This window comes from Streptomyces sp. NPDC044106 (assembly GCF_056433985.1).
Genome location: NZ_JBWKFZ010000011.1, coordinates 90,954 through 115,069 on the forward strand (window position 1 = coordinate 90,954; position 24,116 = coordinate 115,069).

Here is a 24,116-nt window from a genome sequence, read left to right on the forward strand (position 1 = left end):
AACCAAAAGACCAGGTCAGGGGAGGGAAAAGTCGCTTTACCGGCAACGGCCGGGCGGCGGCGAGGGGGCGTGGAGGCCCTGCCTCGAAGTCAGCGACCGCCGTTGCGCCGGGCCGTGGCCACCTGCTCCAGGACCCGCCGCAGGACCTGGCTGCCCTGCGGGAACACCGGCGGATCGTACGTCCAGGCGTGGCCGACCCAGGGATCGGCCAGGTGGTCGTCGGGCACCGGCGTCAGCCTCAGCAGCGCACGCCACAGCGGGTCGAGGAGCGGCCCGTACTCCTCGGCGTCCTCCCGGTCGGCGACCATCATGAGGTGGACGCCGACGGCCGGGCCCTCGTCCGCGAGGTAGCGCAGCCGGTTCACGGCGCGGTCGTCGAAACCGTGCGGGAAGTCGTTGACGATCAGGAGCTGCTCGGCGGTGTCCAGGTCCGGTGGCAGCGCGTCGGCCGCGCCGCCGCGGACCGCCATCTGGACCAGGTCGACGCGCTGGGTGAGCCTGCCGAGGACCTCGGAGACGCCGGCGGCGCCGGCGGCCGGCGGTCCCGCCAGTACACCGGACGTCACCAACGGCGCGAACGCGGACGTCGCGGCCCCTGCCGCGTCGATCACGTGCACCTGGAACTCGCCCGCCGGATAGGCCGCGAGCAGCCGGGCCGCGTGCGCGACGGCGGTGTCCACGGCGAGGCGGCGCAGCTCGGTGGAGTCGGTGGCGTGGTTGGTGAGGGCCTTGCCGCTGTCGATCCACAGGCCGCGCTCAAGGGGCAGCCGGACGAGCATCGGGATCCGCAGGTCGACGCGCTCGGGGAGGTGGAGATCGCCGACGCGCAGCGCCATCGGGATCTCCATCGGCGCGCGGTAGGCGTGCCAGACGGGGCTGCTCCACGCCGCGAATGCGAGGGGCAGGGCGGGCTCGACCACGTCGGCCTCGGCGGCGAGCTGGGTCAGGTCGCGGTCGAGGGCGGCCCTGGCCCGCTCCACGAGATCGGCGTGCCTGGCGCGGGCGCTCTCGCGCGCGGCATCGCCCGTGCCGCCGATGCGGCCACGCGGATCGGACAGGACCTTGTCGAGCTCCTGCTCCATGCGGGAGTCGGCGAAGTCGACGGCGCTGCGGTACGCCGCCGTGGTGCGGGCCAGGTCCTCGAACATGCCCCACACCTGGTTGTAGAGCCGCTCCTCCATCGACCAGCCGGTGGCGTCCCCCGCGACGGGCTGGGCGGGCTGCCCCGGCCGGGCCGGGGGCACGGTGGGCGGAGGTGTCGGGGGCGCGGCAGGCCGGCGCCCCGGGTGGGTGTAGTCGACGGGTCCTGCGCCGTCGTCGGCGTGGGGGTGCGGCGGGGGCGAGGACGGAGCCGGGTGGTCCTGCTCGGGAACGTTCTGGCCGGGTACGGGAGCGGGCCCGCCGTGCGCCGGGACGGCCTGCCCGTTCGCGGGGTCGGGCCGCCCGTGCGCGGGGGCCGTCGTCCGGCCCTGGGCGCCGGTGCGTACACGGGTGTCGTCGGCCGGACGGGGCGGCGGGGCCACCGAGCGGGCCAGGCCACGGGCCACCGCGTCGTCGATCGCCGCGGCCAGTTCGCGGGCCTCGGGCAGGCCCTGGTCGGCGAGCATCTCGGCGAGGCCGCCCGCGTACCCCTGGCCGACGGCGCGGACCTTCCAGGCGCCCTGCCGCCGGTAGAGCTCCAGGGCGACGACCGCGGATTCGGTGTCCAGGTCGGTGATGGTGTAGCTCGCGGCCTCGGTGCCGTCCAGCGTGGTGACCGCGACGAAGGGGGCGGCGAGCGCCCGGAAGGTGCCCGGTCCCCCGGCGCCGACGGGCAGGGCGAGCAGCACGCTGACCCGGTGGACGGTGTCCGGCAGGGCGCCGAGGTCCACGGCGAGGCGGTGGTCGGCCGCCGCCTGCCTGGACACTTCGAGCCCCGGCAGGACGGGCGAACCGGGGTGGGCCACCCACTCCACGCCGTGGACCCTGCCCCGCTCGTCGCCGAGCGTGGCGCCCGCCACGACCGGCTTTCCGGCCGATACACGGATCTCCAGGCGGTTTCCGGGAAGCGGGTGGTTCTGCCCCCGCACCAGCTCGGCCGTCATCGCGTTCGTTCCCCCTCGAAGGGCTCCCGCGAGCCCTCGTACTTCGTACGTACTGACGTGCTGGCGTACCGGCGTGCTGACGTACCGGCGTGCTGTCAGGCGCGGCCCGCGGGCGCGCTCACAGGTGCGGCAGGATCGACGGCATCAGGTCCTGGAAGGTGCGGCCGTTGGCGGGGGTGCCGATGGCCGTCATCTGCCAGCCCGCGCCGGCCCGGTGGACCTTCGCCATGACCTGGGCGGTGTACTGGCCGCCGCCGTCCAGGGTGTAGCGGGCGAGCTCCTGGCCGTTGGTCTCGTCGACCAGGCGGCAGAACGCGTTCTGCACCTCCTGGAAGGTCTGGCCGGTGAAGGAGTTCACGGTGAAGACGATTTGGTCGATGTGGACGGGGACCCGCTGGAGATCGACCAGGATCGCCTCGTCGTCGCCGCCCTTGCCGACGCCGCCCACGAGGTTGTCGCCGGTGTGGCGCACAGAGCCGTCGTCGCTGACCAGGTGACGGAAGAAGACGACGTCGATCGGCTGCTTGTCCGCGAACAGCACCGCCGAGGCGTCCAGGTCGACCTCGCGGGTGCGCGAGCCGAACAGTCCGCGGCGCGGGGCCGCCTGCCATCCCAGTCCCATGCGCACCGCGGACAGGGCGCCCCCGTCGTCCTTCTGCAGGCTGATGGCCTGACCCTTGGTCATGTTGACCGTCACGCGCTGTCCCCTCTCGTACTGCCTGGGCAACCGCCTCTTGCGGTTGCCCAGCACCCTATGCAGTGCGACCTGCGCAACCTCAATCCGGGCAGCACTTTGTGGCGGCTTTGCAACAGACCGGGCAGTACGCCGTTCCCCCCTGCCCCGAAGGGGTTTCTAGGCCTGTCCCGCCTCCCTCATCTGGCGGAGCTCCTTCTTCATCTCCGACACCTCGTCACGCAGCCGGGCGGCGATCTCGAACTGCAGGTCGGCGGCGGCCGCGCGCATGCGCTCGGTCATCTCCTCGATCTGCTCGGCCAGCTCGGCCGCGGGGCGGTCGGTGGGGACGGTCCCGGCGGCCTTCTTGCCCTTCGCCCGGGTCTTGGCGGGCGCGGCCTTGCCGGCCGCGGCCGTCTCGTGGCCGAGCGAGGGCACCGGGGCCTTCGCGCCCTTGCCCGCCTTCGGCTTGCGGTAGTCGGAGCCGAGGAGCTGTTCGGTGTCGACCTCCTCGCGCGCGATCGCCGACACGATGTCGTTGATCTTCTTGCGCAGCGGCTGCGGATCGATGCCCCGCTCCGTGTTGTACGCGATCTGCTTCTCACGGCGGCGGTTGGTCTCGTCGATGGCCTTCTCCATCGCCGGGGTGATCTTGTCCGCGTACATGTGGACCTGGCCCGAGACGTTGCGCGCGGCGCGGCCGATGGTCTGGATCAGGGAGGTCCCGGAGCGCAGGAAGCCTTCCTTGTCGGCGTCGAGGATCGCCACCAGGGAGACCTCGGGCAGGTCGAGGCCCTCACGCAGGAGGTTGATGCCGACCAGGACGTCGTACTCACCGGCGCGCAGCTCGCGCAGGAGCTCGACGCGGCGCAGGGTGTCGACGTCGCTGTGCAGGTAGCGGACCTGGATGCCCAGTTCGAGGAAGTAGTCGGTGAGGTCCTCGGCCATCTTCTTGGTGAGGGTGGTGACCAGGACGCGCTCGTCCTTCTCGGTGCGCAGGCGGATCTCGTGCACCAGGTCGTCGATCTGGCCCTCGGTGGGCTTGACGACGACCTCGGGGTCGATGAGGCCGGTGGGGCGGATGATCTGTTCGACGAAGCCGTCGCCGCGCGAGAGCTCGTACTTCCCGGGGGTCGCCGAGAGGTAGACCGTCTGCCCGATGCGGCCGAGGAACTCCTCCCACTTCAGCGGGCGGTTGTCCAGGGCGGACGGGAGCCGGAAGCCGTGGTCGACGAGGGTGCGCTTGCGGGAGGCGTCGCCCTCGTACATCGCGCCGATCTGGGGGACCGTGACGTGCGACTCGTCCAGGACCAGGAGGAAGTCCTCGGGGAAGTAGTCGAGGAGGGTGTGGGGCGCGGTGCCGGGGGCGCGGTCGTCGAAGTGCATCGAGTAGTTCTCGATGCCGGAGCAGGAGCCGATCTGGCGGAGCATCTCCAGGTCGTACGTGGTGCGCATGCGCAGGCGCTGGGCCTCCAGCATCTTGCCCTGCTTCTCCAGCTCGGCGAGGCGCTCGGCGAGCTCCTTCTCGATGCCGTTGATCGCCTTCTCCATGCGCTCCGGGCCCGCGACGTAGTGCGAGGCCGGGAAGACGTACAGGTGGTCGTCGTCGCTGATGACCTCGCCGGTGAGCGGGTGGAGGGTGGAGAGCGCCTCGATCTCGTCACCGAACATCTCGATGCGGACGGCCAGCTCCTCGTAGACCGGGAAGATCTCGATGGTGTCGCCGCGGACGCGGAAGGTGCCGCGAGTGAACGCCAGGTCGTTGCGCGTGTACTGGATGTCGACGAAGCGGCGCAGGAGCTGGTCGCGGTCGATCTCCTCGCCGACCTTGAGCGGGACCATCCGGTCCACGTACTCCTGGGGGGTGCCCAGGCCGTAGATGCAGGAGACGGAGGCGACCACGACCACGTCGCGGCGGGTCAGCAGCGAGTTCGTGGCGGAGTGGCGCAGGCGCTCGACCTCCTCGTTGATCGAGGAGTCCTTCTCGATGTAGGTGTCCGACTGCGGGACGTACGCCTCGGGCTGGTAGTAGTCGTAGTACGAGACGAAGTACTCCACCGCGTTGTTCGGCAGGAGCTCGCGGAACTCGTTCGCCAGCTGGGCGGCCAGTGTTTTGTTCGGTGCCATCACCAGGGTGGGGCGCTGGAGCTTCTCGATCATCCACGCGGTGGTGGCCGACTTGCCGGTGCCGGTCGCGCCGAGGAGGACGACATCCTTCTCGCCTGCGCGAATGCGTCGCTCCAGCTCGGCGATGGCCGCCGGCTGGTCACCGCTGGGCTGGTACGGGCTGACGACCTCGAAGGGTGCCACCGTGCGTTCGATCTTGGATACGGGCCGCATGGAATCAACCGTACGACCCACCACTGACAACCGGGCGGGATCGGCCGCTCAATGGCTCTCAGCGCCTCAGCCCCGCAGCGCCTCAGCCCCGCAGCGCCTCGCCCCCTCAGCCCCTCGCCCCCTCGCCCCCGGGCGCCGGGCGGTCTCCGCCGCGGCTCACCAGTTCTGCGGGGTGCGGGAGCCGGGGCGGGTGCGGGGACGAGGGCGGCTCCGGCGGCGGGCGGGCGGTACGTGGCGGTCGCCCGAGCGGGGTACGGGGTAGGGCTGCCGGGCACGGGCGCCGTTCGCGGGGTTCCTGACGTCGGCCTGGCCGCCCGCCATCATGAGCGGGTCGAACATCACGATCACGCCCGCCAGGAGCAGGAACGCGAGCGGCCCGATCATCATGGGTGCGAGGATCTCCGCGGGCGAGTCCCCGGGCGGCGCGGCGTCCGAGCCGTGCAGATGGACGCTGAGCCCCGCCATGCCCATGTAGTGCATGCCGCTCACGGCCAGGCCCATGACGAGGCTGGCGCCGAGGCTCCACAGGAATCCCCTGACCTGTCCGGCCGCCCAGAGCGCGGCGGTCGCGGCGACCATGGCGATCACCACGGAGGCGGCGACGGTCAGGGTGTTGTACTCCAGCGTCCCGCGAAGGCGCATACCGGCCATTCCCAGGTAGTGCATCGAGGCGACACCGAGGCCGGTGACCGTTCCGCCGGTGAAGAGGGCGGTGCCCGTCGCGCCGCGGTAGCCGACGATGAAGATGCCGATGCCCACCATGAGGATGGCGACGGCGAGGCTCGCGAAGGTCAGCGCCTTGTCGTAGTGGATCGGGGCCTCCTCCACGGTGAAGCCCATCATCGCCACGAAGTGCATCGTCCAGATGCCGGAACCGATCGCCGCCGATCCGAGCGCCAGCCAGCCGGGCCGCCAGGAGTGCGCCACGAGCAGCGATCTGGTAGTACAGCGCAGGCCGAGCGCTCCTCCCAGGCAAGCCATGAGATAGGCCACCACCGGTGTGACGACTCCGTAGCTGAACCCGTCGACCGTGCCCTGCATGCGCGGTAGCCCTTCCGCCTGTTGTGCCCAAAAGCCCTGAAAACGTTCCATGCACCCCCTGCCGGCGGCCATCTGAAAGGCCGTCTGCTGAGGCAGAGAGTAAAGCTCAGGCCGGAACCTACGAACGATTTTCCGGCAAAGAATCGCGTTCCCCACGCGCGGGGTCCTCGTCTTTGGCGACTTCGTTCAACCTGTGGCCATCCTGCACCTGTCTCCCGTTGGCCGCAGGCTGTCACTCTCGACCGGTCCGCGATCTCACGACGCGAGGAGTACCCGTGTACGCACGCGCTGTCGCCACCACCGCCGCCCTCCTCGGAGCCGCGGCGGCACTCGTCCTGCCCGCCTCGACCGCCACCGCGCAGACCCCCGCCGCGAAAGCCCCCGCGACGCAGAACCCCGCGGTACCGGGTGCCAAGGGCCACCGCACTCCCCTGGTGGTCGCGCACCGCGGCGCCTCCGCCTACGCGCCCGAGAACACGTTCGCGGCGATAGACAAGGCCCGCGACATGGGCTTCCGCTGGGTGGAGAACGACGTCCAGCGGACCAAGGACGGCGAGCTGGTGATCGTGCACGACGACACCCTGAAGCGGACCACGAACGTCGAGGAGGTCTACCCCGACCGGGCCCCGTGGAAGGTCGGGGACTTCACCGCGGCGGAGATCGCGAAGCTCGACGCGGGCAGCTGGTTCAGCCCGAAATTCGCCGGTCAGCGCGTACCGACCCTGGAGCAGTACATGCGGCGGGTCTCGCGCAACCACCAGAGCCTGGTCTTCGAGTTCAAGAAGCCCGAGCTGTACCCCGGGATCGAGCGGCAGGGCCTGCGGATCCTGCGCAACGAGGGCTGGCTCGACCGGCAGCACGTCAGGAACAAGCTGGTCATCCAGAGCTTCAGCGCCGACAGCGTGAAGACGGTGCACGCCATGCGGCCCGATGTGAAGACCGGCTTCCTCGGCACGCCCGCGGTCGCGGAACTGCCGTCGTACGCGCGGTTCGCCGACCAGATCAACGCCTCGCACACGACCATCTCGGCCGACTACGTCTCCGCGCTCCACGCCGTGAAGGGCCCGCACGGCAAGCCTCTTGAGATCTTCACCTGGACCGTCAACGACGCCCCGAGCACGGTGCGCGCTGCGGGCTTCGGCGTGGACGGGATCATCACCAACACGCCCGACGTCGTACGCAGGGCGCTGCGCAAGGGCTGACGGGTGGCCGACGGACCCCGGCCGCGGCCGCGTTGTCAGTGGGCGGCCGTACGGTGGTCGGCATGAACGCCTCTGCGCAGGACCGGCGTGCGGCCGTGTGGGCCGTCGTCGACAGCGACATCGGCCCGCTGCTGCTCGCCGCGACCGGCGAAGGCCTGGTCACCGTGGCCTTCCACGCGACCGGGGCGGTGCGTGACAAGGTTCTGGACCGGCTCGGCTCCCGACTGGGGGCCGAGCCGGTCCACGCGCCGGACTCCCCCCTGCTCGCCGAGCCGATACGCCAGCTCGCGGAGTACTTCGCGGGCCGGCGCCGCGACTTCGAGCTGCCGCTCGACTGGTCCCTGATCTCCGGCTTCAACCGCCAGGTGCTGCGCGAGCTCCTCGCCGGGGTGCCGTACGGCTCGGTGGCGGGCTACGGCGACCTGGCCCGCCGCGTCGGCCAGCCGGGCGCGGCCCAGGCCGTGGGTCTCGCGATGGGCGCCAATCCGCTGCCGGTGGTGGTGCCCTGCCACCGCGTGGTGGAGCGCGACGGAGGCATCGGCGGCTTCGGCGGCGGCCTGGAGACCAAGCGGCAGCTGCTCGCCCTGGAGGGGGTGCTGCCGCAGCCGCTCTTCTGAAGCCGCGCCGCGGCCGGCCCCGGGGTCCCGCGACGGGCGTGAGCCCTGCCCCCAGTCCCGTGCCCCCAGTTCCCGGCCCCCCGTCCCGGCCCCGTTCCCGGGCGTGTTCCCTGCGCAGGAACGCACTGGCACACTGCGTCAGTGACCTCGACCGTCGACGCCCCTGACATACCCACGCCGGAGGCGCTGGCCGCCCTGCGCCTCCGCACGAACGCGGTGCTGATCGCCGGCCAGATACTGGGCGGCCTCGGGGTGCCGATCGGCATCACGCTGGCTCCGGTCCTCGCGACCGACGTGAGCGGGACGGAGGCGCTGTCCGGCCTCGCGCCGACCGCTTCCGTGGCAGGCACGGCCCTGCTCTCGCTGCCGCTCGCCGCGCTGATGAACGCCCGCGGACGCCGTGCCGGGCTCGTTCTCGCCTATGTGATCGGCGCACTGGGCGCGGGGCTCGTGGTGCTCGCCTCGGTCGCCGGGAGCTTCGCCCTGCTGCTGCTCGGCATGGCGGCCTTCGGCGCGGGCTCGCTCGCCACGCTGCAGGCGCGGTTCGCGGCGGCCGACCTCGTCGAGCCCGACCGGCGCGGGCGCGCCATCTCCCACATCATCTGGGCCACCACCATCGGCTCCGTCCTCGGGCCGAACATCTCCGCGCCCGCCAGCCGTGTCTTCACCGGCACCTCCCTCTCCGAGGAGGCAGGCCCCTTCCTCTTCGCCGCGGGGATCTTCGCGATGGCCGCACTGGTGGTGGCGGTCCTGCTGCGGCCCGATCCGCTGCTCACCGCCCGCGCGCTGGCCCCGCAGGAGAGCGGGTCCGCGCGGAGCCGTTCGCTGAAGGCCGGTGTCGCCGCGGTCGCGGCGTCGCCGATGGCCAGGCTCGCCCTGGTGACGGTGGCCGCCTCGCACACGGTGATGGTCTCGATCATGGTGATGACCCCGGTCGACCTGGGGCACCACGGCGCGAGCCTGCAACTGGTGGGCCTGGTCATCAGCGGCCACATCGCGGGCATGTACGCGTTCTCGCCGGTGATGGGGTGGCTCGCCGACCGGTTCGGCCGGCTCTCCGTTATCGGCCTCGCGGTGGGCCTCCTGTGCTGCGCCGCGCTGCTCGCCGGTACGGCGGGGCCCAGCCACGCCCAGACCGCCGCGGGCCTCTTCCTGCTGGGCCTCGGCTGGTCCGCGGGCCTGGTCTCCGGCTCCGCGCTGCTCACCGATTCGGTGCCGCCGCCCGCCCGGGCCGCCGTACAGGGCCTGTCGGACCTGACGATGAACGCGGCGGCGGGCATCGGCGGCGCCGCCGCGGGCCTGATCGTGGCGCGGGCGAGCTACGGCTGGCTCAACCTCGTCGGCGTCTGCCTGCTGCTGCCGATGGCCGCGCTCGCGGTGCGCAGGGCGGTCGCGAAGGCCTGAGAGCCTGTCTTTGAACCCCCGTCTGCGCCCCGACGCCCGGCACGCGCCCTCGGCGCACGGAGCCCCAGGACAGGTGGCTCCGCCACATGACCTGGAACTCCGCACACCGATCGCACGCTTCCCCAAGCTCTCGGCTCCGCTCGAGCAGGGGAGGCCCCAATCCACCGCTGCGCCCGCGCTTCGCGCGGACGACGGGGGTTCAAAGACAGGCTCTGACGCCGGGGCGGGCGGTCAGGGCAGGGTGATGTGGTACGCCTTGCGCAGCGTCTCGTGCACGGTCCAGGTGGTGCGGTCGCCCTCGCGCAGCACGGCGGCGTCGCCCGGACCGATCTCCAGGGTGTCGCCGCCCTCGACCTCGACGGTGGCACGGCCGCTGACGACCACGAAGAGTTCGTTGGCCTCGGTGTCGGTGACCACGCCGGGCGTGATCTGCCAAATCCCGCGCAGCTGCTTGCCGTCGGCGGACTCCCACAGCACCTTGCCGGTCACCATCGGGTCACCGGAGACGATCTGCTCCGCTTCGAGCGGTTCGGCCTCCAGCTCGACATCCGGAATGTGCACGGCAAAAGACGCAACAGTTTGATCATTCGTGGTCATGGCCGGTCACCCTAGCCGGGAGTCGGGCGGCGGCTCGGCGGGGGGCGGCCTCCTTCTCCACGCCCAGCCGGGGGTTTGCGGGGGCGCGCGGCCCGCCAAGGATGGACCAACAGGACCGACAGGCAGGAGGCAGGCCCGTGCTGGTGGTGTCCGACGAGGTGCAGACGGCCGTGGCGGAGCGACGCCCCGTGGTGGCCCTGGAGTCCACGATCATCGCGCACGGCCTTCCGCGCCCGCGCAACCTCCAGGTGGCCGAGGAGCTCGAAGCGGTCGTACGGGGCGAGGGCGCCGTACCCGCGACGATCGCCGTCCTGGACGGGATACCCCATGTCGGCCTCGCCAAGGAGCAGTTGGCCCGGGTCGCGGACGAGGACGGCATCCGCAAGCTCGGCCACCGGGATCTGCCGCTCGCGGTCGCGACGGGCGCGAGCGGGGCGACGACGGTATCGGCCACCGCGCTGCTCGCCGCGCGTGCGGGCGTACGGGTGTTCGCCACGGGCGGGCTCGGCGGGGTGCACCGGCAGTGGACGCTGACGCAGGACGAGTCCGCCGATCTGGGGCTGCTCGCCCGCACCAGGATCACCGTGGTGTGCGCGGGCGTGAAGTCGATCCTGGATGTGGCGGCGACGCTGGAGCGCCTGGAGACGCTGGGCGTCGCGGTGGCGGGCTACGGCACCGACCGCTTTCCGGGCTTCTACCTCGCCGACTCCGGTCACCCGGTGGACTGGACGCTGCGCACGCCGGGGGAGGCCGCCGAGGTGATGCGGGCTCAGGACGGGCTGGGCGGCCCGGGATCGGCGCTGGTCGTCGCCAACCCCGTCCCCCGGGACGAGCAGCTCGATCCCGCCCTCCACGCGCGCGTGCTCGCCGAAGCGCTCGATGAGTGCGAGGAGCGGGGCATCACGGGGCAGGCGATCACGCCGTTCCTGCTGGAGCAGTTGGTGCGGCGGACCCGGGGCGCGTCCCTGGAGGCGAACCTCGCGGCGGTCCGCGGCAACGCGCGCCTCGCCGGGCGGATCGCGCGCGCTTGGGCTGCCGGGCGGTGAGGGCGGCGGACGGGGGCGGGAGTACGGGGGCGGGCGAGGGGCCGGGCGGGGTGGTGCCGCGCGAGACGGTGCCTCCCGTGGGCTCCCACGGCGGGCCGGGCGTCGGCGGACCGGGCCGGGTCTCGAGTCCGCGGGCCGGTTTCGCGGGGACGCCCACGCGCGTACGTCCGGGCGGGCTGCTGGTGGTCGGGGACGTCGTGACGGACATCGTGGCCCGGCACCGTACGGCGCTCACGCCCGCCACCGACACGGCCGCCGTCATCCGTACGGTGCCGGGCGGCGCGGGCGCAAACGTTGCCTGCTGGGCGGCGCGTTGGGGCTGTCCGGACGTACGGCTCCTCGGCCGGGTCGGCGCCGACGCGGCGGCGTGGCACGAGGCCGCGCTCACGCGCGCGGGTGTGCGTCCGCGGCTCGTCATCGATGCCGGGGCGCCGACGGGGACGGTGATCTGCCTGGTGGACGAGGGCGCCGGGGCGGAGCGGACGTTCCTCACGGACAGCGGTGCCTCGCTGCGGCTCTCCCCCGCCGACTGGTCGCCCGAACTGCTCGACGGCGCGGCCCTGCTGCACCTGTCCGGCTACCTGTTCTTCGCCGGGCCGAGCCGGGCCGCGGCCCGTGCGGCGCTGGCGGCGGCTCGCGCGCGTGGGGTGCCGGTCACCGTGGATCCGGCGTCGGCGGGGTTCCTCGCGGAGACGGGCGCGGAGCGGTTCCTCTCGACGGTGGACGGGGTAGCCGTGCTGCTGCCGAGCCGCGACGAGGCGGAGCTGCTGACCGGACTGTCCGACCCCTCGGACGCGGCGTCGAAGCTCAGCAGCCGCTTCCCTGCGGTGGTCGTCAAGCTGGGCGCCGAGGGGGCGTTGGTGGCGCGGGACGGCAAGGTGCTCGGCCGCACCGTCGCGGAGCCTGCGCGTGTGCGCGACTCGACGGGGGCGGGCGACGCGTTCACCGGCGCGTTCCTCGCCGCGCGGCTGAACGGGGCGGGGCTCTGCGAGGCGGCGGCGCAGGGGTGCGGGGCGGGGGCGCGGGCGGTGGAGGTGATCGGCGGCAGGCCACCGGAAGGGCCTTTGGAGGAGCCCCCTGGCGTCGCGACACCGCCGACCCGTGGCGTCGGCCCGTGAACGGGCCCCGGGCAACGGGAGCGGAGCATTCCGTTCCCACAGGTCTTGGCACGGCCTCGGGGCGTCCTGGCAGACTGGCACGTCAAGTCGTCGGTGCGAGGAGCCCATATGTCGATGGCAGGCAATCTGCGCAGGGTCGGAAGCCTGCGCAAGGTCGGCGGCCTGCGCGGGGTCGGCGGCCTCAGGAAGATGGCACGCCTGGGCAGGCGCCGTGCCCGCGTCGACCTGAGCCACCCGGTCCGCTCCCCGCTGGGCTCGTCGGTGGTGAACTGCGTGACGTACCGGGACGGCGTGCGCCGGCCGCCGGACCGCGATCTGGTCGAGTCGGTGGAGCAGGTCCGCAAGAGCGGTGACGGCTTCGTCTGGCTCGGGCTGCACGAGCCGACGGAGGAGGAGTTCGCGGACGTCGCCGACCTCTTCGGCCTGCACCCGCTCGCGGTGGAGGACGCGGTGCACGCGCACCAGCGCCCGAAGGTGGAGCGGTACGACCAGACGCTGTTCGCCGTGTTCAAGACCGTCTGCTACGTGGAACACGCCGAACTGACCGCGACCAGCGAGGTCGTGGACACCGGCGAGATCATGGTCTTCATCGGCCGGGAGTTCGTCATCACGGTCCGGCACGGCCGGCACGGCTCGCTCGGTCCGCTGCGCGAGGAGCTCGAGGCGTCCCCCGAACAGCTCGCCCAGGGACCCGCCGCGGTGCTGCACGCCATCGCGGACCAGGTCGTCGACGACTACCTCGCGGCGACCGACGCCGTGCAGTCGGACATCGACCAGGTCGAGACGGACGTGTTCGCCCCGGACGGCCAGCGGACCGACCCGGGCCGCATCTACCAGCTCAAGCGCGAACTGCTCGAACTGAAGCGGGCGGTGGTGCCGCTCGGCCGCCCGCTCCAGATCCTCGCCACCCAGCCCATGCGGCTCATCGCCCCGCAGATACAGGCGTACTTCCGGGACGTCGACGACCACCTGAAGCGGGCCACCGAACAGATCGCCGCCTTCGACGAATTGCTGAACTCGATCCTCCAGGCGCATCTCGCGCAGGTGACCGTCGCGCAGAACGAGGACATGCGGAAGATCACCGCGTGGGCGGCGGTCGTCGCGGTGCCGACGATGGTCTGCGGCATGTACGGCATGAACTTCGACCACATGCCCGAGCTGCACTGGCAGTTCGGCTATCCGCTCGTCATGTCGTTGATCGCGACAGCCTGTGTCGCCCTGTACCGCGGCTTCCGGCGGAACGGCTGGCTGTGATCCGCCCCCCACCCGGCCCCCGCCCCCCTTCCGGGGATTCGCTCTAGCCCCGGCCCCGGCCGCCCTTCGCGTAGACGCTCTCGACCCAGCCCGCGAGCTGGTCATCGGTGAGATGAGTGGCCAGGTCGGCCTCGCTGATCATGCCGACCAGCCGCTTGTTCTCGATCACCGGCAGCCGGCGGATCTGATGGTCCTGCATCTCGCGGAGTACCTCGCCCACGTCGGCGTCCGCCTCGATCCAGCGCGGGGTGCCCTTGGCCAGGTCGCCCGCGGTGATGTGGGCCGGGTCGTGTCCCATGGCCACACAGCCGACGACGATGTCGCGGTCGGTGAGGATGCCGCAGAGCCGTTCGTTCTCGTCGCTGATGGGCAGCGCGCCCACGTCAAGTTCGCGCATCAGCTGGGCGGCGCGGTCCAGCGTCTCGTGCTCGGGGATCCACTGGGCGCCCCGGTGCATGATGTCTCCGGCGGTGGTCATCACTACCTCCCGGTGCCGGGAAGTGTCCGCAAGCGGCGCGGAGGCACCGCTGGTCCCGGCGCCCCTACATTCTCCAGGCGCCCTGGTCACGGCGCATCCTCAGCCACCGCGGCCAGCACCGCCCCCCGCCCTCACGTCGGCAGCCCGCTCCACGCCGGGTGCCTCGCGTCGTCCGCCCGTACCACCACGTCGGCCACGGCGGCGGGGCCCACCTCGTCCTCGTACCGTTCGAAGGCGGGCAGCGTCCACCGCTCGCCCTCCGGTGTGCGCCGCCGCAGGGCGCCGGGCGAGAGCCGCACGTGCACGGTCAGGTCGAACGGGAACCAGTGGCCGAGGAGCAGCGGCCCGTGCAGCAGCAGCGTTCCGCCGGGCGCGAGCGGGACGTACGGACTGCGGGTCGCGCGGTCGGCCACCGGGTCCCAGAGATCGGGCAGCACTCGCCCCGTGCCGCCGGGGTCGAGCGGCCCGAGAACCTCGCGCCACAGCGCACCGGTGTCGAACCATCCGCCGTAGTACGTCTCCACGTCCTCGCGGCCGTACTCGAACCGCAGCGAGGCGGGCCGCAGGAAACCCTCCGTACCGACCACGAGCGCGTCGCGCCCCCGCAGGCGCAGCGCGTCGCCCACCCGGCGCGCCAGCTCGCCGGTGCCGCCCGTGCCGCCGACCGGTGCCCCGTCGACGGCCACCCGCGGCCAGGGGCCGCCGTCGGCCCTCTTCAGGTGGAGCAGGTGGTCGGCGAGGGTGTCGGCCAGCCGTTCCCAGGTGATCGGTTCGAGTCGCACGGGCCCCATGATGCCCGGTGGCGCCCGCGGGCCGGGACGGTGGCGTATGGGCGCGCGAGGATCGCGTATGGCCTTCGCGGGCCGGTGGCAATTGACTTGTGGTGCGCCGAACCGCGCTGCAGGATCACTCGGAGCCCGGCGGGCGCCACCCGTCGTCACCGCTCACGCCCCCACGGGAGTTGCCATGATCGATGGTCCGTACTTCGTGCTCACCGTGCTCGGGGCGCTCGCCTGCGGCCTCGCCGCCGGAGTGTTCGCCGCCTTCTCGACCTTCGTCATGCCCGGCCTCGCGGCGCTGCCCCCGGCCCAGGGCATCGCCGCGATGAACCGGATCAACGTCGCCGCGGTCACCCCGGCCTTCATGACCGTGTTCCTCGGCGCGACGGGGCTCTGCGCGGTGCTCGCCGTGGTGACGTTCGTGCTCTGGCCGGACGAGGGCACCGTCGAGTTGCTGCTCGGCAGCGTGCTGTACCTCGTCGGCTCGTTCGGGGTGACGGTGGTGGCGAACATTCCGCGCAACGACGCCCTCGCCAAGGTCGACCCGGAGAGCGCGGAGGGCGCCGCGTACTGGCGTTCGTACGTACGTCAGTGGACGGCCTGGAACCACGTCCGGGGTGTCGCCGCACTCGCCGCGACGGCGTCGTTCATCCTCGGCCTGACCTGAGCGGACCCCGCGGCCGGTGGTCGCGGTCAGCCGTTGGGCCCCTTACCGGATCACGACAGCAGGAAGTCCGCCTCCCCGGCCTTCGCCCCCTGGATGAACGCGGTGATCTCTCCACGCGTGTAGATCAGCGCGGGACCGTCGGGGTCGGTGGACTGGCGCACCGCGACGCGGCCATCGGCCAGCTTCATGGCCTCCAGGCAGTTGCCGCCGTTGCCGCCGCTCCACGGCTTGTGCCAGCCCTCGGTACCGAGGTCGCGGGCGGGCATACCGTTGTAGATGCGGGATTCGGCGCGGGCCTCGCTTCGCGAGTCGTCGCGGCCGCCCGGTGAACGCGGACCGGCGGGGCGCGTTCCGGCTCGATGTCGGTCCATGTCACTGCTCCTTGCGGAGGTCCCGGAGGATCTCCTTCGTGCGTTGTGCGGTGGCGGCCTGCGCCGCCATGCGGTCCATGACCTCCAGGTGGGTGGCCACCTCTTTGCGCGCGTCCAGGTAGACGGCGCCGGTCAGGTACTCGCTGTAGACCATGTCGGGCAGCTCCGCCATGGCGAAGCGGAAGAGCACGAACGGTCCGTACGTGCCCGGGTGCGGGCCCGCCGCGAACGTCGCGACCTGCAGGGTGACATGGGGCAGCTCGGCGGCTTCGAGCAGCCGGTCGATCTGGGCCCGCATCACCTCGGGCTCACCCACCGGCCTGCGCAGCGCCGTCTCGTCCATGACCACCCACAGCCGGGGCGCGTCCGCACGGGTGAGCAGCGCCTGGCGTTCCATGCGCAGCGCCACGTAACGCTCGATGTCCGCGGGCCGGGTCTGGCCGATGGCACCGGAGCGCATCACGCCGCGCGCGTACTCCTCGGTCTGCAGGAGCCCGGGGACGAAGTGCGGCTCGTAGGACCTGATGAGGCTGGCGGCGCCCTCCAGGCTGACGTACATGCTGAACCAGCCCGGCAGGATGTCGTGGAACCGCTGCCACCAGCCGGGCTTGTTGGCCTCCTCGGCGAGCATCACAAAGGCCTCGGCCTCGTCGTCCGCGACGCCGTAGAACTTCAGGAGCAGTTGGAGATAGGGGATCTTCAGCGCGACCTCGGCCGTCTCCATGCGGCGGACGGTGGCGGGGGCGACGCGCAGGATCTTCGCGGCCTCCTCGCGCTTGAGGCCCGCGCCCTCGCGCAGATCCTGCAGGCGACGACCGAGAACGACCTGGCCGACGGTCGGCGCGGACCGCGGTTCGCTCACGTCTGCTCCTCCACCTGACTGGCGCGTTGCCTCAACTCACACCGCACCGCGGCTGTAGCGAGCAGTGTGCCATGCGCCGCCACGGAGGAACACGCCACTGTGCACATTTCAGAGTGGCCCTTGCCAAGGTGTTCTGGGCGGGGCGATAGTGGAGAACGTGACTCCGCCCGCGCCGTTACGAACCGAAGCCACCGAAGGCCGTCCCGGCGTTCTCGCCGAGACGCGGCCCGAGGACGCCGAGGTCTGCGTCAGTTTCGCCCTCGCACCACGTCCCGGCTCCGTCGCACAGGCCAGACGCCTGATGCTGGAACAGTTGGACGGGTGGGCGGTGCGCGACGACGACGCCTGCGACGCGGCGGCACTCGTTATCTCCGAACTGGTCACCAACGCCGTGGTGCACACCGCGAGCAGGCGGATCATCTGCGAGCTCTGCGCAGATCCGGAGAAGCTGCGCATAGCCGTACGTGATGAAGGGTGCGGGTCAGGCATGCCGCGCCCGGTACACAGGGGGGCCGACGAGGAGCACGGGAGGGGACTGCTTCTTGTCGACGCGGTGAGCAGCGCGTGGGGCGTCCACGACGCGGGGCCCGGTATCGGGCTCACGGTGTGGGCGGAGTTGCCGAGAGCGACATGTACGTAGACGTGTACGTAGTCGCGTACGTCGCGGTGTGTACGTAGCGGCGCATGCGCGCGGGCGTGTGCGTGGAACGGAACGATCGAACGTGGCAGTGATGCGGGCGGGGGGCATGTGAGCGCGGGTACGGTACGGCCGTTGGATCTGAACACCTTGGTCCGCCTGTCGCGGCAACGACAGCGCGCCGGGAGGCCGGCACCGACCTCGCCACCACCGCGGCTCGATCTGCCCGCGGGCATGACCGAGCCGCTGGGCCGTGACGCGGTGGCGGTGCCCGCGGCGTTCGGACCCGGTCTGATGTCCCGGCTGCCCCGGGTGGGATGCGTGTACGAGGACGGGGCGCGCTGGTGGTGGATCGTGCCCGCCGACTCCGACGTCGCCATGGAGTGGCCCGCGCCTGTCGCCTATTCGGCGGGAGCGGTGGTGCGGGACCCGGAGTGCCGTCCGGTGCTGATCAACCGTCCCGCGGACGACGTTCCCTACACTCCGCCGATTCCGCTGTATCTGGCGCTGTGCCGGGTGACGGGGACGACGCCGGGGTGGTCCCGGGCCCTCAGCGCGTGAAGGTTCCGCCCGGCCGGGTGGGCGGTTCCCCGCACCTCCGAGTCGCTTCCCCGCGCCTCCGAGTCCTATGCGACGGCGGCCAGTTCCCCCGTGGGCTCAGGGGCTCGCACCGTCACCAGGAAGGTGTCCGATGCGAGGTCCATCACGACCTCCGCGTCCTGGCCCTCCTGCCGGCGGGCCCGCGCGAACTCCTCCGCGGGCCACGAACCGCGCGGTCCGCCCGCGGGAAATCGTTCGAGCACCATGCGTCCGTTCATCATCATCCCTGTCCCCCGTGCCGTTCGGTTCGTTCCCTGTACCAAGGAGAACGCGCGGAACGGCGTCATGGACTCGCGACGTGACCGAACTGAGACGCGGTCGGGGCATTTCCCAGGGTTCTCCCGGGGTCTCGGGCCGAGTCAGTCCTCGTACTCGTCGTGGTAGCGCACCCGCGCACTGCCCGCCGGCGCCCCGAGCGCCGACGCACGCCCCGCCGGCCGCTCCCACTCCTCCTGACGGCCGAGCGCGGTGAGGTCGAGGAGGCTGGTGGTGGAGCCGAGGCCGTCCAGGCCGCGGGCGAACGTCGCGTACGTGTGGAAGACGCGGTCGCCGTACCGCAGGAAGCAGTTGACGGCGGGCACGTCCCGGGGCTCCTCGGAGAAGGAGGCCAGGAAGTCGTAGTTGAAGTCGCCACCGTTGGTCGAGTACCAGGGCACGGTCCAGCCCATGCGGGCCTTGAAGGTCAGCAGCTTGGTGAACGGGGCGCGCGACACGGCGACGAAGTTCGTGCCGCGGGCCCGCAGGTGCGCGAGGTGCCCGATCTGGTCGAGGAACCCGGAGCAGCTGCGGCATCCCGCGTCCCACTCCGGGGCGAACATGAAGTGGTAGACGATCAGTTGGTCCTTGCCGTCGAAGAGGTCGAGCAGCGTCGCCTTCCCGTCGGAACCGTCGAAGTAGTACTCCTTGTCGACCTCGACCATCGGCAGCCCGCGCCGTTCGGCGTTGAGCGCGTCGCGTGCGCGGGTGGCGGCCTTCTCCTTGGCCAGCAGCTCCTCACGCGCGGCGAGCCACTCCTCGCGCGTGACGATGTCCGGAAGTCCCATGGTGTGTCTCCTCCACCCTTCGGGCGCGTACGTCTGCGAAGGGTGGACCTGCGGGGTTCGCGGAACTCATCGCTCGCCGGCGAAGAAGTTTCAGAGAATCACCGGGAGTTCGAGCAGCCCCCTCGCACGGATGGTGGGCCGCCACCGGAGCTCGTCCCTCGGCACGCCGAGCGCGATGCGCGGAAAGCGCTCGATGAGGGCGCCGAGCGCGATCGCGGTCTCCAGCCTGGCGAGGGGTGCGCCGAGGCAGTGGTGGATGCCGTGGCCGAGGGCGAGATGGCCGGTGGCGTCGCGGCCGAGGTCGAGGCGGTCGGGGTCGGGGAAGCGGCGGGGGTCACGGTTGGCCGAGTTCAGGGAGAGCAGCACGGTCTCACCGGCCCGCACGGTGACGCCCGCGATCGTGATGTCCGCCAGGGGGAAGCGGCGGATGGAGAGCGGCGCGGGCCCGTCGTAGCGCTGGAACTCCTCGACGGCGGCGGGGAGTTTGGCCGGGTCGTCCCGGAGCGCGGCGAGCTGTTCGGGGTGGTCGAGGAGGGCGAGCACGGCGTTGCCGATGAGCTGGACGGTGTTCTCGTATCCGGCGAAGAGGATGAGGAAGGCGAGCGACATCAGCTCGTCCTCGCTCAGCCGGTCCGCCGCTTCGTCCCGCACGGCGATCAGGTCGGAGAGGAGGTCGTCGGCGGGGTTCCGGCGCTTCTCCGCGAGGAGGCCGGTGAAGAAGGCGAGCAGGGAGACGACCGCTTCCTTGGTCTTCTCGGGGTGCGCGGGGTCGGGTGCCACGAGGGCGTCGGTCCAGCCCCGCAGGTCGAGACGGCCCGCGTCGCCCGGCACCCCGAGCAGGTCGCAGATGACGGTGATCGGCAGCGGTGCGGCGTACGCGGAGATCAGGTCGGCGCGGCCGTGCGGCTCGACGGCGTCGAGGAGGGCGTCCGCGGCGCTGCGGACGGGGGCGCGCAGCCGCTCGACCCGGCGTCGGGTGAAGGCCCGGCCGACCAGGCGGCGGATGCGGGTGTGGTCCGGCGGGTCCATGTTGAGCAGGTTCGCCTCCAGGGCGGGCGGAAGGGCGAAACCGCGGTAACTCCCGGGCAGCGCGTGGCTCTTGTCGAGCGAGAGCAGGGGGTTCGCGAGCGCCTCGCGCACGTCGTCGTACCGGGTGACGAGCCAGGCGGGGTTGCCGTCGGTGCCGGTGATGCGGTGTACGGGCGCGGTGTCGCGCAGCCGTGCGTACGCGGCGTACGGGTCGTCGAGGAGGCCCTCGGCGGGGTCTTGGTGCTGCGGGTCCGAAGGGATGACAGGGTCCGACGGGGTGGACGGGCCTGAAGAGGTAGCGGGACCTGACGGGTTGGTCGAGCCTGAAGGGGTGCCCGGGCCCAAAGGGGTGATCGCCATGTGCCAACCCTAGGGAGCGTTCGGGAGCGGCCGCCGGGCCGCCCCGCCCTCCGCGGCGAAGGTGGTGACGCCGCCGCGGATCATCTCGCGCAGGCGAACCGCGCGCCGAGCGCGTGATGAGTCCGGCGGGGCCGGGCGCGGGAGGCGGCGTCATCTCTTCACGGTAGTGCGAGTGCGCATCCGGCGGCCCTGTCGCGGAGCCGTTCCAGCGGGCACGCTGACCTTGCGGGCACGGGGCGGACAAGGGAGTCGGTCATGATCATCGGCACGTGGAACCTGGAGAACCTCTACCGGCCCGGCGGCGAGTTCGGCCCCAGGGACAAGGCCGCGTACGAGGCGAAACTGGCCTCGCTCGCCGCGACGGTCACCGCGCTGAAGCCGAACGTCCTCGGCGTGCAGGAGGTCGGCGACCCCGCCGCCCTGGAGGACCTGGCGGACCTGCTTGACGGCACCTGGCACGTCACGCTCTCCCGGTACGCGGACGACCGCGGCATCCGCGTCGGCTTCCTCACCAGCCTGCCGGTGACCGTCGTCGCCGACGAGGCCGGGTTCCCGGAAGCGGTGCGTCCGGTGCAGGTCGACGACGCGGGCCGGACGACGGGGCGGTCCGGGCGCGGGATCCTCGCGGTGACGGTGTCGACGCGGGCGTTCCTCTTCGACGTGGTCGTCTGCCACCTCAAGTCGAAGCTCCTGTCGTACCCCGACGGCCGCTTCCAGCCGCGTGACGAGGGCGAGCGGGCCCGGTACGGCGCCTACGCCCTGTACCGCCGCACGGCCGAGGCGACCGTGGTGCGCGCGCTCGCCGACCGGCTGCTGCGGGGTGACGGTCGCGAGCACCGGGTCGCGGTGGTCGGGGACCTCAACGACGAGGTCGGCGCGGCGACGACGCAGATGCTGCTCGGTCCGCCGGGCTCCGAGATCGGCACGCCGGGCCACGACCGCCCGGACAGGGGCGACGCGGCGCGGCTGTGGGACGTCGCCCCGCTGATCCCGCCCGAACAGCGCTTCTCCCGCATCCACGCCGGCCACCGCGAACTCATCGACCACATCCTCGTGAGCCGGGGCCTCCTCGACCAGGTGCGGTCCGCGGGCACGGGCGCGCCGGGTGCCGCGGCGACCGCGCTGCCTTCGGTCGCGGACGGGGATCCGGCGGTACGCAGGGAGGCGGCGGGATCGGACCACGCGCCGGTGTGGATCACCATCCAGCCTTGACACGCCCCCTGCGTCATGGGTGGGTTCAGCCGCGTGGCAGCACGGTGGAGAGGACGCCGGGAAGCGGGTACCAGTCGGCGGAGACGATGCTGGCGTGCTTCTTCGCGAGCAGCGCGACCCGCTCCCTGGCCTGCGCCTCGGTCGGCCGCGTCCCGTCAATGGCCGGGGCGACGCCGTGGGCGTCGGTCATGACGACGAGGTAGCGCCGGTCGGCGTACCAGCGGGTGTCGATGGCGCCGCCCGCGTACGCGGCGGCGTCCCCGTCGAACAGCACGAACCACGGCCGGATCGACGCGTCCGTGTACCGCTCGCGCGGATCGCCCGCCTGCGCCCCGAGCACGGCGGGGAAGGCCGCGGCCTCGCCGAGGCGGCCGGCGGCGGCGAGGTCGCGCAGATGGGTGGCGTACTCGCGGTCCGTCCAGAGGGTGTCGGCGGGGTTGCCCTGTTCGACGGTGCCGGGGATCAGCTCGACCACGAACTTGCCCGCGAGCTCGGCGCGGACCGGCCAGCCCTTGTCCCGTACGGCGTCGTCGAGACCGGTGTGTCCGGCCGCGAGCTGACCGGGGCGGTAGACGGCGTCGCCGAGTACGCCGGTGAGGAGCGCGTCCAGGTCGGCGGGTCCGCGCCCGCGCTTGCCCTGGAACCCGTCCTTCAACTCGACCTTCACGAGGACCGGACGGTGACCGGGGTGCGCCTCGTGCCAGCTGCGCATGTCCTTCAGGCACCCCGCGAGGCTCTGGTTGCGCGCCTTGGTGCGCAGCTCGGCGGGGCTCTGGGCGTTCTCGCAGTTGTTGTCGTTGCCGACGGGGTTGCTGTGGGACACCCGCCATCCGCTGCCGAACGCGTTGGTCCACACGTCGAGTTCGAGCATGGCGGCGCCGGAGTCGAGGGCGTCGGCGAAGTACGGGTACTTCGCCTTCTCGTAGGCGTTGTGGACGCCGACGCCGGTGGTGGCGGAGTAGGCCGAGCCCGGCGCCGGGTCATCGGCACCGCGGGGCCCCGCCGAGGCCCCGGCCCCGGCGCCGCCGAGCACGCCCCAGCCCACGAGAGCCCCCACCAGCAGCCCTCTCACACCCTTGCGCACCATCACGCCCACCGCCCTCTCACGCCATCGCGCACCGCCCAAGTCCCGGGAAACGTAAGGGAATCGGGTGACGCGGGGGAAGACGGCGTCTTACGTCAGGGGGCGCGGGAGCGACGGAGGAGGCGGAAGGCACGTACTTTCGTCGTGCGGGCCACTTTCGTCCGTGCGGGCCACTCTCGTCCGTGCGGGCCACTTTCGTCCGTGCGGGCCACTTTCGTCCGTGCGGGCCACTAGTGCCCCCTCCGGGCAGGAACACCGGCCTGCGGGGCACGCCCCCTAAGCTGCCTCAGGCACCACGCCACACCACGCCCCCTCGCACCGCACAGCTCTATCGCCGCCCCCGACCCCAGGAGCCCTCACCGTGTTCGACCTCGCACCGGAGCACCCGTACCCGTACCCGGACAGCCTCCGCCCGGACGGGACCCCCGCACCGCACGCGCTGCTCACGCCGGTGCTCGGTCTGCTCGGCACATGGCGCGGCCGGGGCCGGGGCACGTACCCGACGCTCCCCGCCGACTTCGCGTACGCGCAGGAAGTCACGTTCAGCCACGACGGCCGCCCCTTCCTCCGGTACGAGGCCCGGGCCTGGCTGCTCGACGCCGACGACGCGCCCCTTCGTCCCGCGGCCCGGGAGAGCGGCTGGTGGCGGCTGCAGCCGGACGGCCGGGTGGAAGCACTGGTCACCCAGCCCACCGGCATCGCGGAGATCGTGGTCGGTGCCGCGGCCGACGGCACGGTCGACCTCGCCACCCACGAGGTGGCCCTCACCCCCACCGCGAAGGACGTCACGGCCACCCGCCGCCGCTACACGCTGACCGACGATGACACGCTCACGTTCACGCACGACATGGCCGCGGTGGGCCGGCCCTTGCAGCACCACCTCTCGGCCCGTCTGCGCCGCGAGGGCGTGAGCACGCCGGACGCGTGACGCCATGAGCACCCAGACCACAGCCGCCACGGCCGCCGACGGCTGGCCCGACCTCCCGGGCGACACGGCCCTGACCATCCGCATCCCCGAGGCGAACCCCCTGGTGAAGGCGGGTTTCCCGGCTCATGTGACGGTGCTCTACCCGTTCCTCAACACGTCCGGCTTCACCTCGTCCACCCACGCCGAACTGACGACCCTGTTCGCCGCCCAGGCCCCCTTCACGCTCAGGTTCACGGAATTCCGCCGCTACCCCGGTCTCCTCTACCTCCCCCCGACCCCGGACACCCCCCTGCGCGCCCTCACCGACTCCGTCACGGCCCGCTGGCCGGAAGCCATCCCCTACCGAGGCATCTTCGACCCGCCCCTGGCACCCCACCTCACCGTCGCGAACCACGCGGGCCCGGACACCTGGCAACGCGAGTACGACGCGCTGGAGTCGGAGCTCGCCCCGCACCTCCCCCTCACCAGCCACGTGGGCACGGTCCATCTGATCGTGACGGATGGTGCGGGTGGTGCCTGGCGGGACCTTGCGGCGTACGAGTTGGGCTGATGCGGGCAACGGCCCAGTTGGTCACGGCGAGGACGACATCCGGTCGTTGGAACGACGACGTCCGTACGGGGGACGTGCGTGTCGGCTACGTTGCGAGGCCGTTAGGGAGTGGCGGGCGCTCGCGACCAGCGGCCCCGTAG

At 72.2% G+C, this 24,116-nt stretch carries 25 protein-coding genes; 12 read left to right on the forward strand and 13 right to left on the reverse strand.

Annotated elements, in window-relative coordinates:
• Nucleotides 1–89: 89 nt before the first annotated feature.
• The 4 genes from AC07DI_RS21165 to AC07DI_RS21180 all read right to left on the reverse strand — a co-directional run bounded on the left by AC07DI_RS21165 (nt 90) and on the right by AC07DI_RS21180 (nt 6,138).
• Nucleotides 90–2,084: a TerD family protein gene (locus tag AC07DI_RS21165; protein ID WP_478905631.1), complete on the reverse strand. Its 1,995-nt coding sequence runs from the start codon at nt 2,082–2,084 to the stop codon at nt 90–92.
• A 118-nt stretch (nt 2,085–2,202) separates the two neighbouring features.
• A complete protein-coding gene (locus AC07DI_RS21170; RefSeq protein ID WP_384258664.1) occupies nt 2,203–2,781 on the reverse strand; it encodes a TerD family protein in 579 nt (192 codons plus the stop codon).
• A 156-nt stretch (nt 2,782–2,937) separates the two neighbouring features.
• Nucleotides 2,938–5,097, reverse strand: coding sequence for an excinuclease ABC subunit UvrB (uvrB, locus tag AC07DI_RS21175; protein WP_478905632.1), 2,160 nt, complete (start codon nt 5,095–5,097; stop codon nt 2,938–2,940).
• A 156-nt stretch (nt 5,098–5,253) separates the two neighbouring features.
• Nucleotides 5,254–6,138, reverse strand: coding sequence for an MHYT domain-containing protein (locus AC07DI_RS21180; protein ID WP_384258660.1), 885 nt, complete (start codon nt 6,136–6,138; stop codon nt 5,254–5,256).
• Nucleotides 6,139–6,413: 275 nt separating this feature from the next.
• On the opposite strand from AC07DI_RS21180, the gene AC07DI_RS21185 reads away from it, so the two are divergent.
• From AC07DI_RS21185 to AC07DI_RS21195, 3 genes are all read left to right on the forward strand, one after another.
• Nucleotides 6,414–7,340, forward strand: a complete 927-nt coding sequence (locus AC07DI_RS21185) for a glycerophosphodiester phosphodiesterase (protein ID WP_478905633.1) — start codon at nt 6,414–6,416, stop codon at nt 7,338–7,340.
• A gap of 62 nt (nt 7,341–7,402) precedes the next feature.
• Nucleotides 7,403–7,957, forward strand: a complete 555-nt coding sequence (locus tag AC07DI_RS21190; protein WP_478905634.1) for a methylated-DNA--[protein]-cysteine S-methyltransferase — start codon at nt 7,403–7,405, stop codon at nt 7,955–7,957.
• A gap of 141 nt (nt 7,958–8,098) precedes the next feature.
• On the forward strand, nt 8,099–9,361 hold the full coding sequence (locus tag AC07DI_RS21195) for an MFS transporter (protein WP_478905635.1): 1,263 nt from the start codon (nt 8,099–8,101) through the stop codon (nt 9,359–9,361).
• Between the two features lie 231 nt (nt 9,362–9,592).
• Here AC07DI_RS21195 and AC07DI_RS21200 read toward each other — a convergent pair whose 3' ends face one another.
• On the reverse strand, nt 9,593–9,958 hold the full coding sequence (locus AC07DI_RS21200) for a cupin domain-containing protein (protein ID WP_478905636.1): 366 nt from the start codon (nt 9,956–9,958) through the stop codon (nt 9,593–9,595).
• A gap of 137 nt (nt 9,959–10,095) precedes the next feature.
• On the opposite strand from AC07DI_RS21200, the gene AC07DI_RS21205 reads away from it, so the two are divergent.
• The 3 genes from AC07DI_RS21205 to corA all read left to right on the forward strand — a co-directional run bounded on the left by AC07DI_RS21205 (nt 10,096) and on the right by corA (nt 13,376).
• On the forward strand, nt 10,096–11,004 hold the full coding sequence (locus tag AC07DI_RS21205) for a pseudouridine-5'-phosphate glycosidase (protein WP_478905637.1): 909 nt from the start codon (nt 10,096–10,098) through the stop codon (nt 11,002–11,004).
• Between the two features lie 77 nt (nt 11,005–11,081).
• On the forward strand, nt 11,082–12,122 hold the full coding sequence (locus AC07DI_RS21210) for a carbohydrate kinase family protein (RefSeq protein WP_478905638.1): 1,041 nt from the start codon (nt 11,082–11,084) through the stop codon (nt 12,120–12,122).
• A 108-nt stretch (nt 12,123–12,230) separates the two neighbouring features.
• On the forward strand, nt 12,231–13,376 hold the full coding sequence (corA, locus tag AC07DI_RS21215) for a magnesium/cobalt transporter CorA (RefSeq protein ID WP_478905639.1): 1,146 nt from the start codon (nt 12,231–12,233) through the stop codon (nt 13,374–13,376).
• A gap of 43 nt (nt 13,377–13,419) precedes the next feature.
• Here corA and AC07DI_RS21220 read toward each other — a convergent pair whose 3' ends face one another.
• Together AC07DI_RS21220 and AC07DI_RS21225 are read right to left on the reverse strand one after the other, a co-directional pair.
• On the reverse strand, nt 13,420–13,854 hold the full coding sequence (locus AC07DI_RS21220; RefSeq protein ID WP_384258643.1) for a CBS domain-containing protein: 435 nt from the start codon (nt 13,852–13,854) through the stop codon (nt 13,420–13,422).
• A 131-nt stretch (nt 13,855–13,985) separates the two neighbouring features.
• Nucleotides 13,986–14,645, reverse strand: coding sequence for a nucleoside/nucleotide kinase family protein (locus AC07DI_RS21225; RefSeq protein WP_478905640.1), 660 nt, complete (start codon nt 14,643–14,645; stop codon nt 13,986–13,988).
• Between the two features lie 175 nt (nt 14,646–14,820).
• Here AC07DI_RS21225 and AC07DI_RS21230 point away from each other — a divergent pair, with 175 nt between their 5' ends.
• On the forward strand, nt 14,821–15,300 hold the full coding sequence (locus AC07DI_RS21230; protein ID WP_384258639.1) for an anthrone oxygenase family protein: 480 nt from the start codon (nt 14,821–14,823) through the stop codon (nt 15,298–15,300).
• 50 nt (nt 15,301–15,350) lie between these two features.
• Here the strand turns inward: AC07DI_RS21230 and AC07DI_RS21235 are convergent, their stop codons facing one another.
• Both AC07DI_RS21235 and AC07DI_RS21240 read right to left on the reverse strand, forming a co-directional pair.
• A complete protein-coding gene (locus tag AC07DI_RS21235; RefSeq protein ID WP_384258637.1) occupies nt 15,351–15,671 on the reverse strand; it encodes a DUF397 domain-containing protein in 321 nt (106 codons plus the stop codon).
• A gap of 1 nt (nt 15,672) precedes the next feature.
• Entirely contained in the window at nt 15,673–16,533 is an 861-nt protein-coding gene (locus AC07DI_RS21240) for a helix-turn-helix domain-containing protein (protein ID WP_478905641.1), read from the reverse strand.
• A gap of 157 nt (nt 16,534–16,690) precedes the next feature.
• Between AC07DI_RS21240 and AC07DI_RS21245 the strand changes: the two genes are divergently transcribed.
• Together AC07DI_RS21245 and AC07DI_RS21250 are read left to right on the forward strand one after the other, a co-directional pair.
• Nucleotides 16,691–17,173, forward strand: coding sequence for an ATP-binding protein (locus tag AC07DI_RS21245; protein WP_384258632.1), 483 nt, complete (start codon nt 16,691–16,693; stop codon nt 17,171–17,173).
• Nucleotides 17,174–17,305: 132 nt separating this feature from the next.
• A complete protein-coding gene (locus tag AC07DI_RS21250; protein ID WP_478905642.1) occupies nt 17,306–17,731 on the forward strand; it encodes a hypothetical protein in 426 nt (141 codons plus the stop codon).
• 65 nt (nt 17,732–17,796) lie between these two features.
• Here the strand turns inward: AC07DI_RS21250 and AC07DI_RS21255 are convergent, their stop codons facing one another.
• The 3 genes from AC07DI_RS21255 to AC07DI_RS21265 all read right to left on the reverse strand — a co-directional run bounded on the left by AC07DI_RS21255 (nt 17,797) and on the right by AC07DI_RS21265 (nt 20,202).
• Entirely contained in the window at nt 17,797–17,991 is a 195-nt protein-coding gene (locus tag AC07DI_RS21255; RefSeq protein WP_478905772.1) for a hypothetical protein, read from the reverse strand.
• 138 nt (nt 17,992–18,129) lie between these two features.
• Nucleotides 18,130–18,813, reverse strand: coding sequence for a DUF899 domain-containing protein (locus tag AC07DI_RS21260; RefSeq protein WP_478905643.1), 684 nt, complete (start codon nt 18,811–18,813; stop codon nt 18,130–18,132).
• A gap of 90 nt (nt 18,814–18,903) precedes the next feature.
• Nucleotides 18,904–20,202, reverse strand: coding sequence for a cytochrome P450 family protein (locus AC07DI_RS21265; RefSeq protein WP_478905644.1), 1,299 nt, complete (start codon nt 20,200–20,202; stop codon nt 18,904–18,906).
• Between the two features lie 255 nt (nt 20,203–20,457).
• Here AC07DI_RS21265 and AC07DI_RS21270 point away from each other — a divergent pair, with 255 nt between their 5' ends.
• Nucleotides 20,458–21,414 (forward strand): endonuclease/exonuclease/phosphatase family protein, encoded by a 957-nt coding sequence (locus AC07DI_RS21270; RefSeq protein ID WP_478905645.1) that lies wholly within the window; start codon nt 20,458–20,460, stop codon nt 21,412–21,414.
• A 25-nt stretch (nt 21,415–21,439) separates the two neighbouring features.
• Here the strand turns inward: AC07DI_RS21270 and AC07DI_RS21275 are convergent, their stop codons facing one another.
• Complete coding sequence (locus AC07DI_RS21275; protein ID WP_478905646.1) at nt 21,440–22,501, reverse strand: phosphatidylinositol-specific phospholipase C domain-containing protein; 1,062 nt, start codon at nt 22,499–22,501, stop codon at nt 21,440–21,442.
• Nucleotides 22,502–22,859: 358 nt separating this feature from the next.
• Between AC07DI_RS21275 and AC07DI_RS21280 the strand changes: the two genes are divergently transcribed.
• Both AC07DI_RS21280 and AC07DI_RS21285 read left to right on the forward strand, forming a co-directional pair.
• Complete coding sequence (locus tag AC07DI_RS21280) at nt 22,860–23,426, forward strand: nitrobindin family protein (RefSeq protein WP_478905647.1); 567 nt, start codon at nt 22,860–22,862, stop codon at nt 23,424–23,426.
• 4 nt (nt 23,427–23,430) lie between these two features.
• Nucleotides 23,431–23,976 carry a 2'-5' RNA ligase family protein gene (locus tag AC07DI_RS21285; RefSeq protein WP_478905648.1) on the forward strand — a complete coding sequence of 182 codons (546 nt, stop codon included), beginning with the start codon at nt 23,431–23,433 and terminating at the stop codon, nt 23,974–23,976.
• Nucleotides 23,977–24,116: the final 140 nt, after the last annotated feature.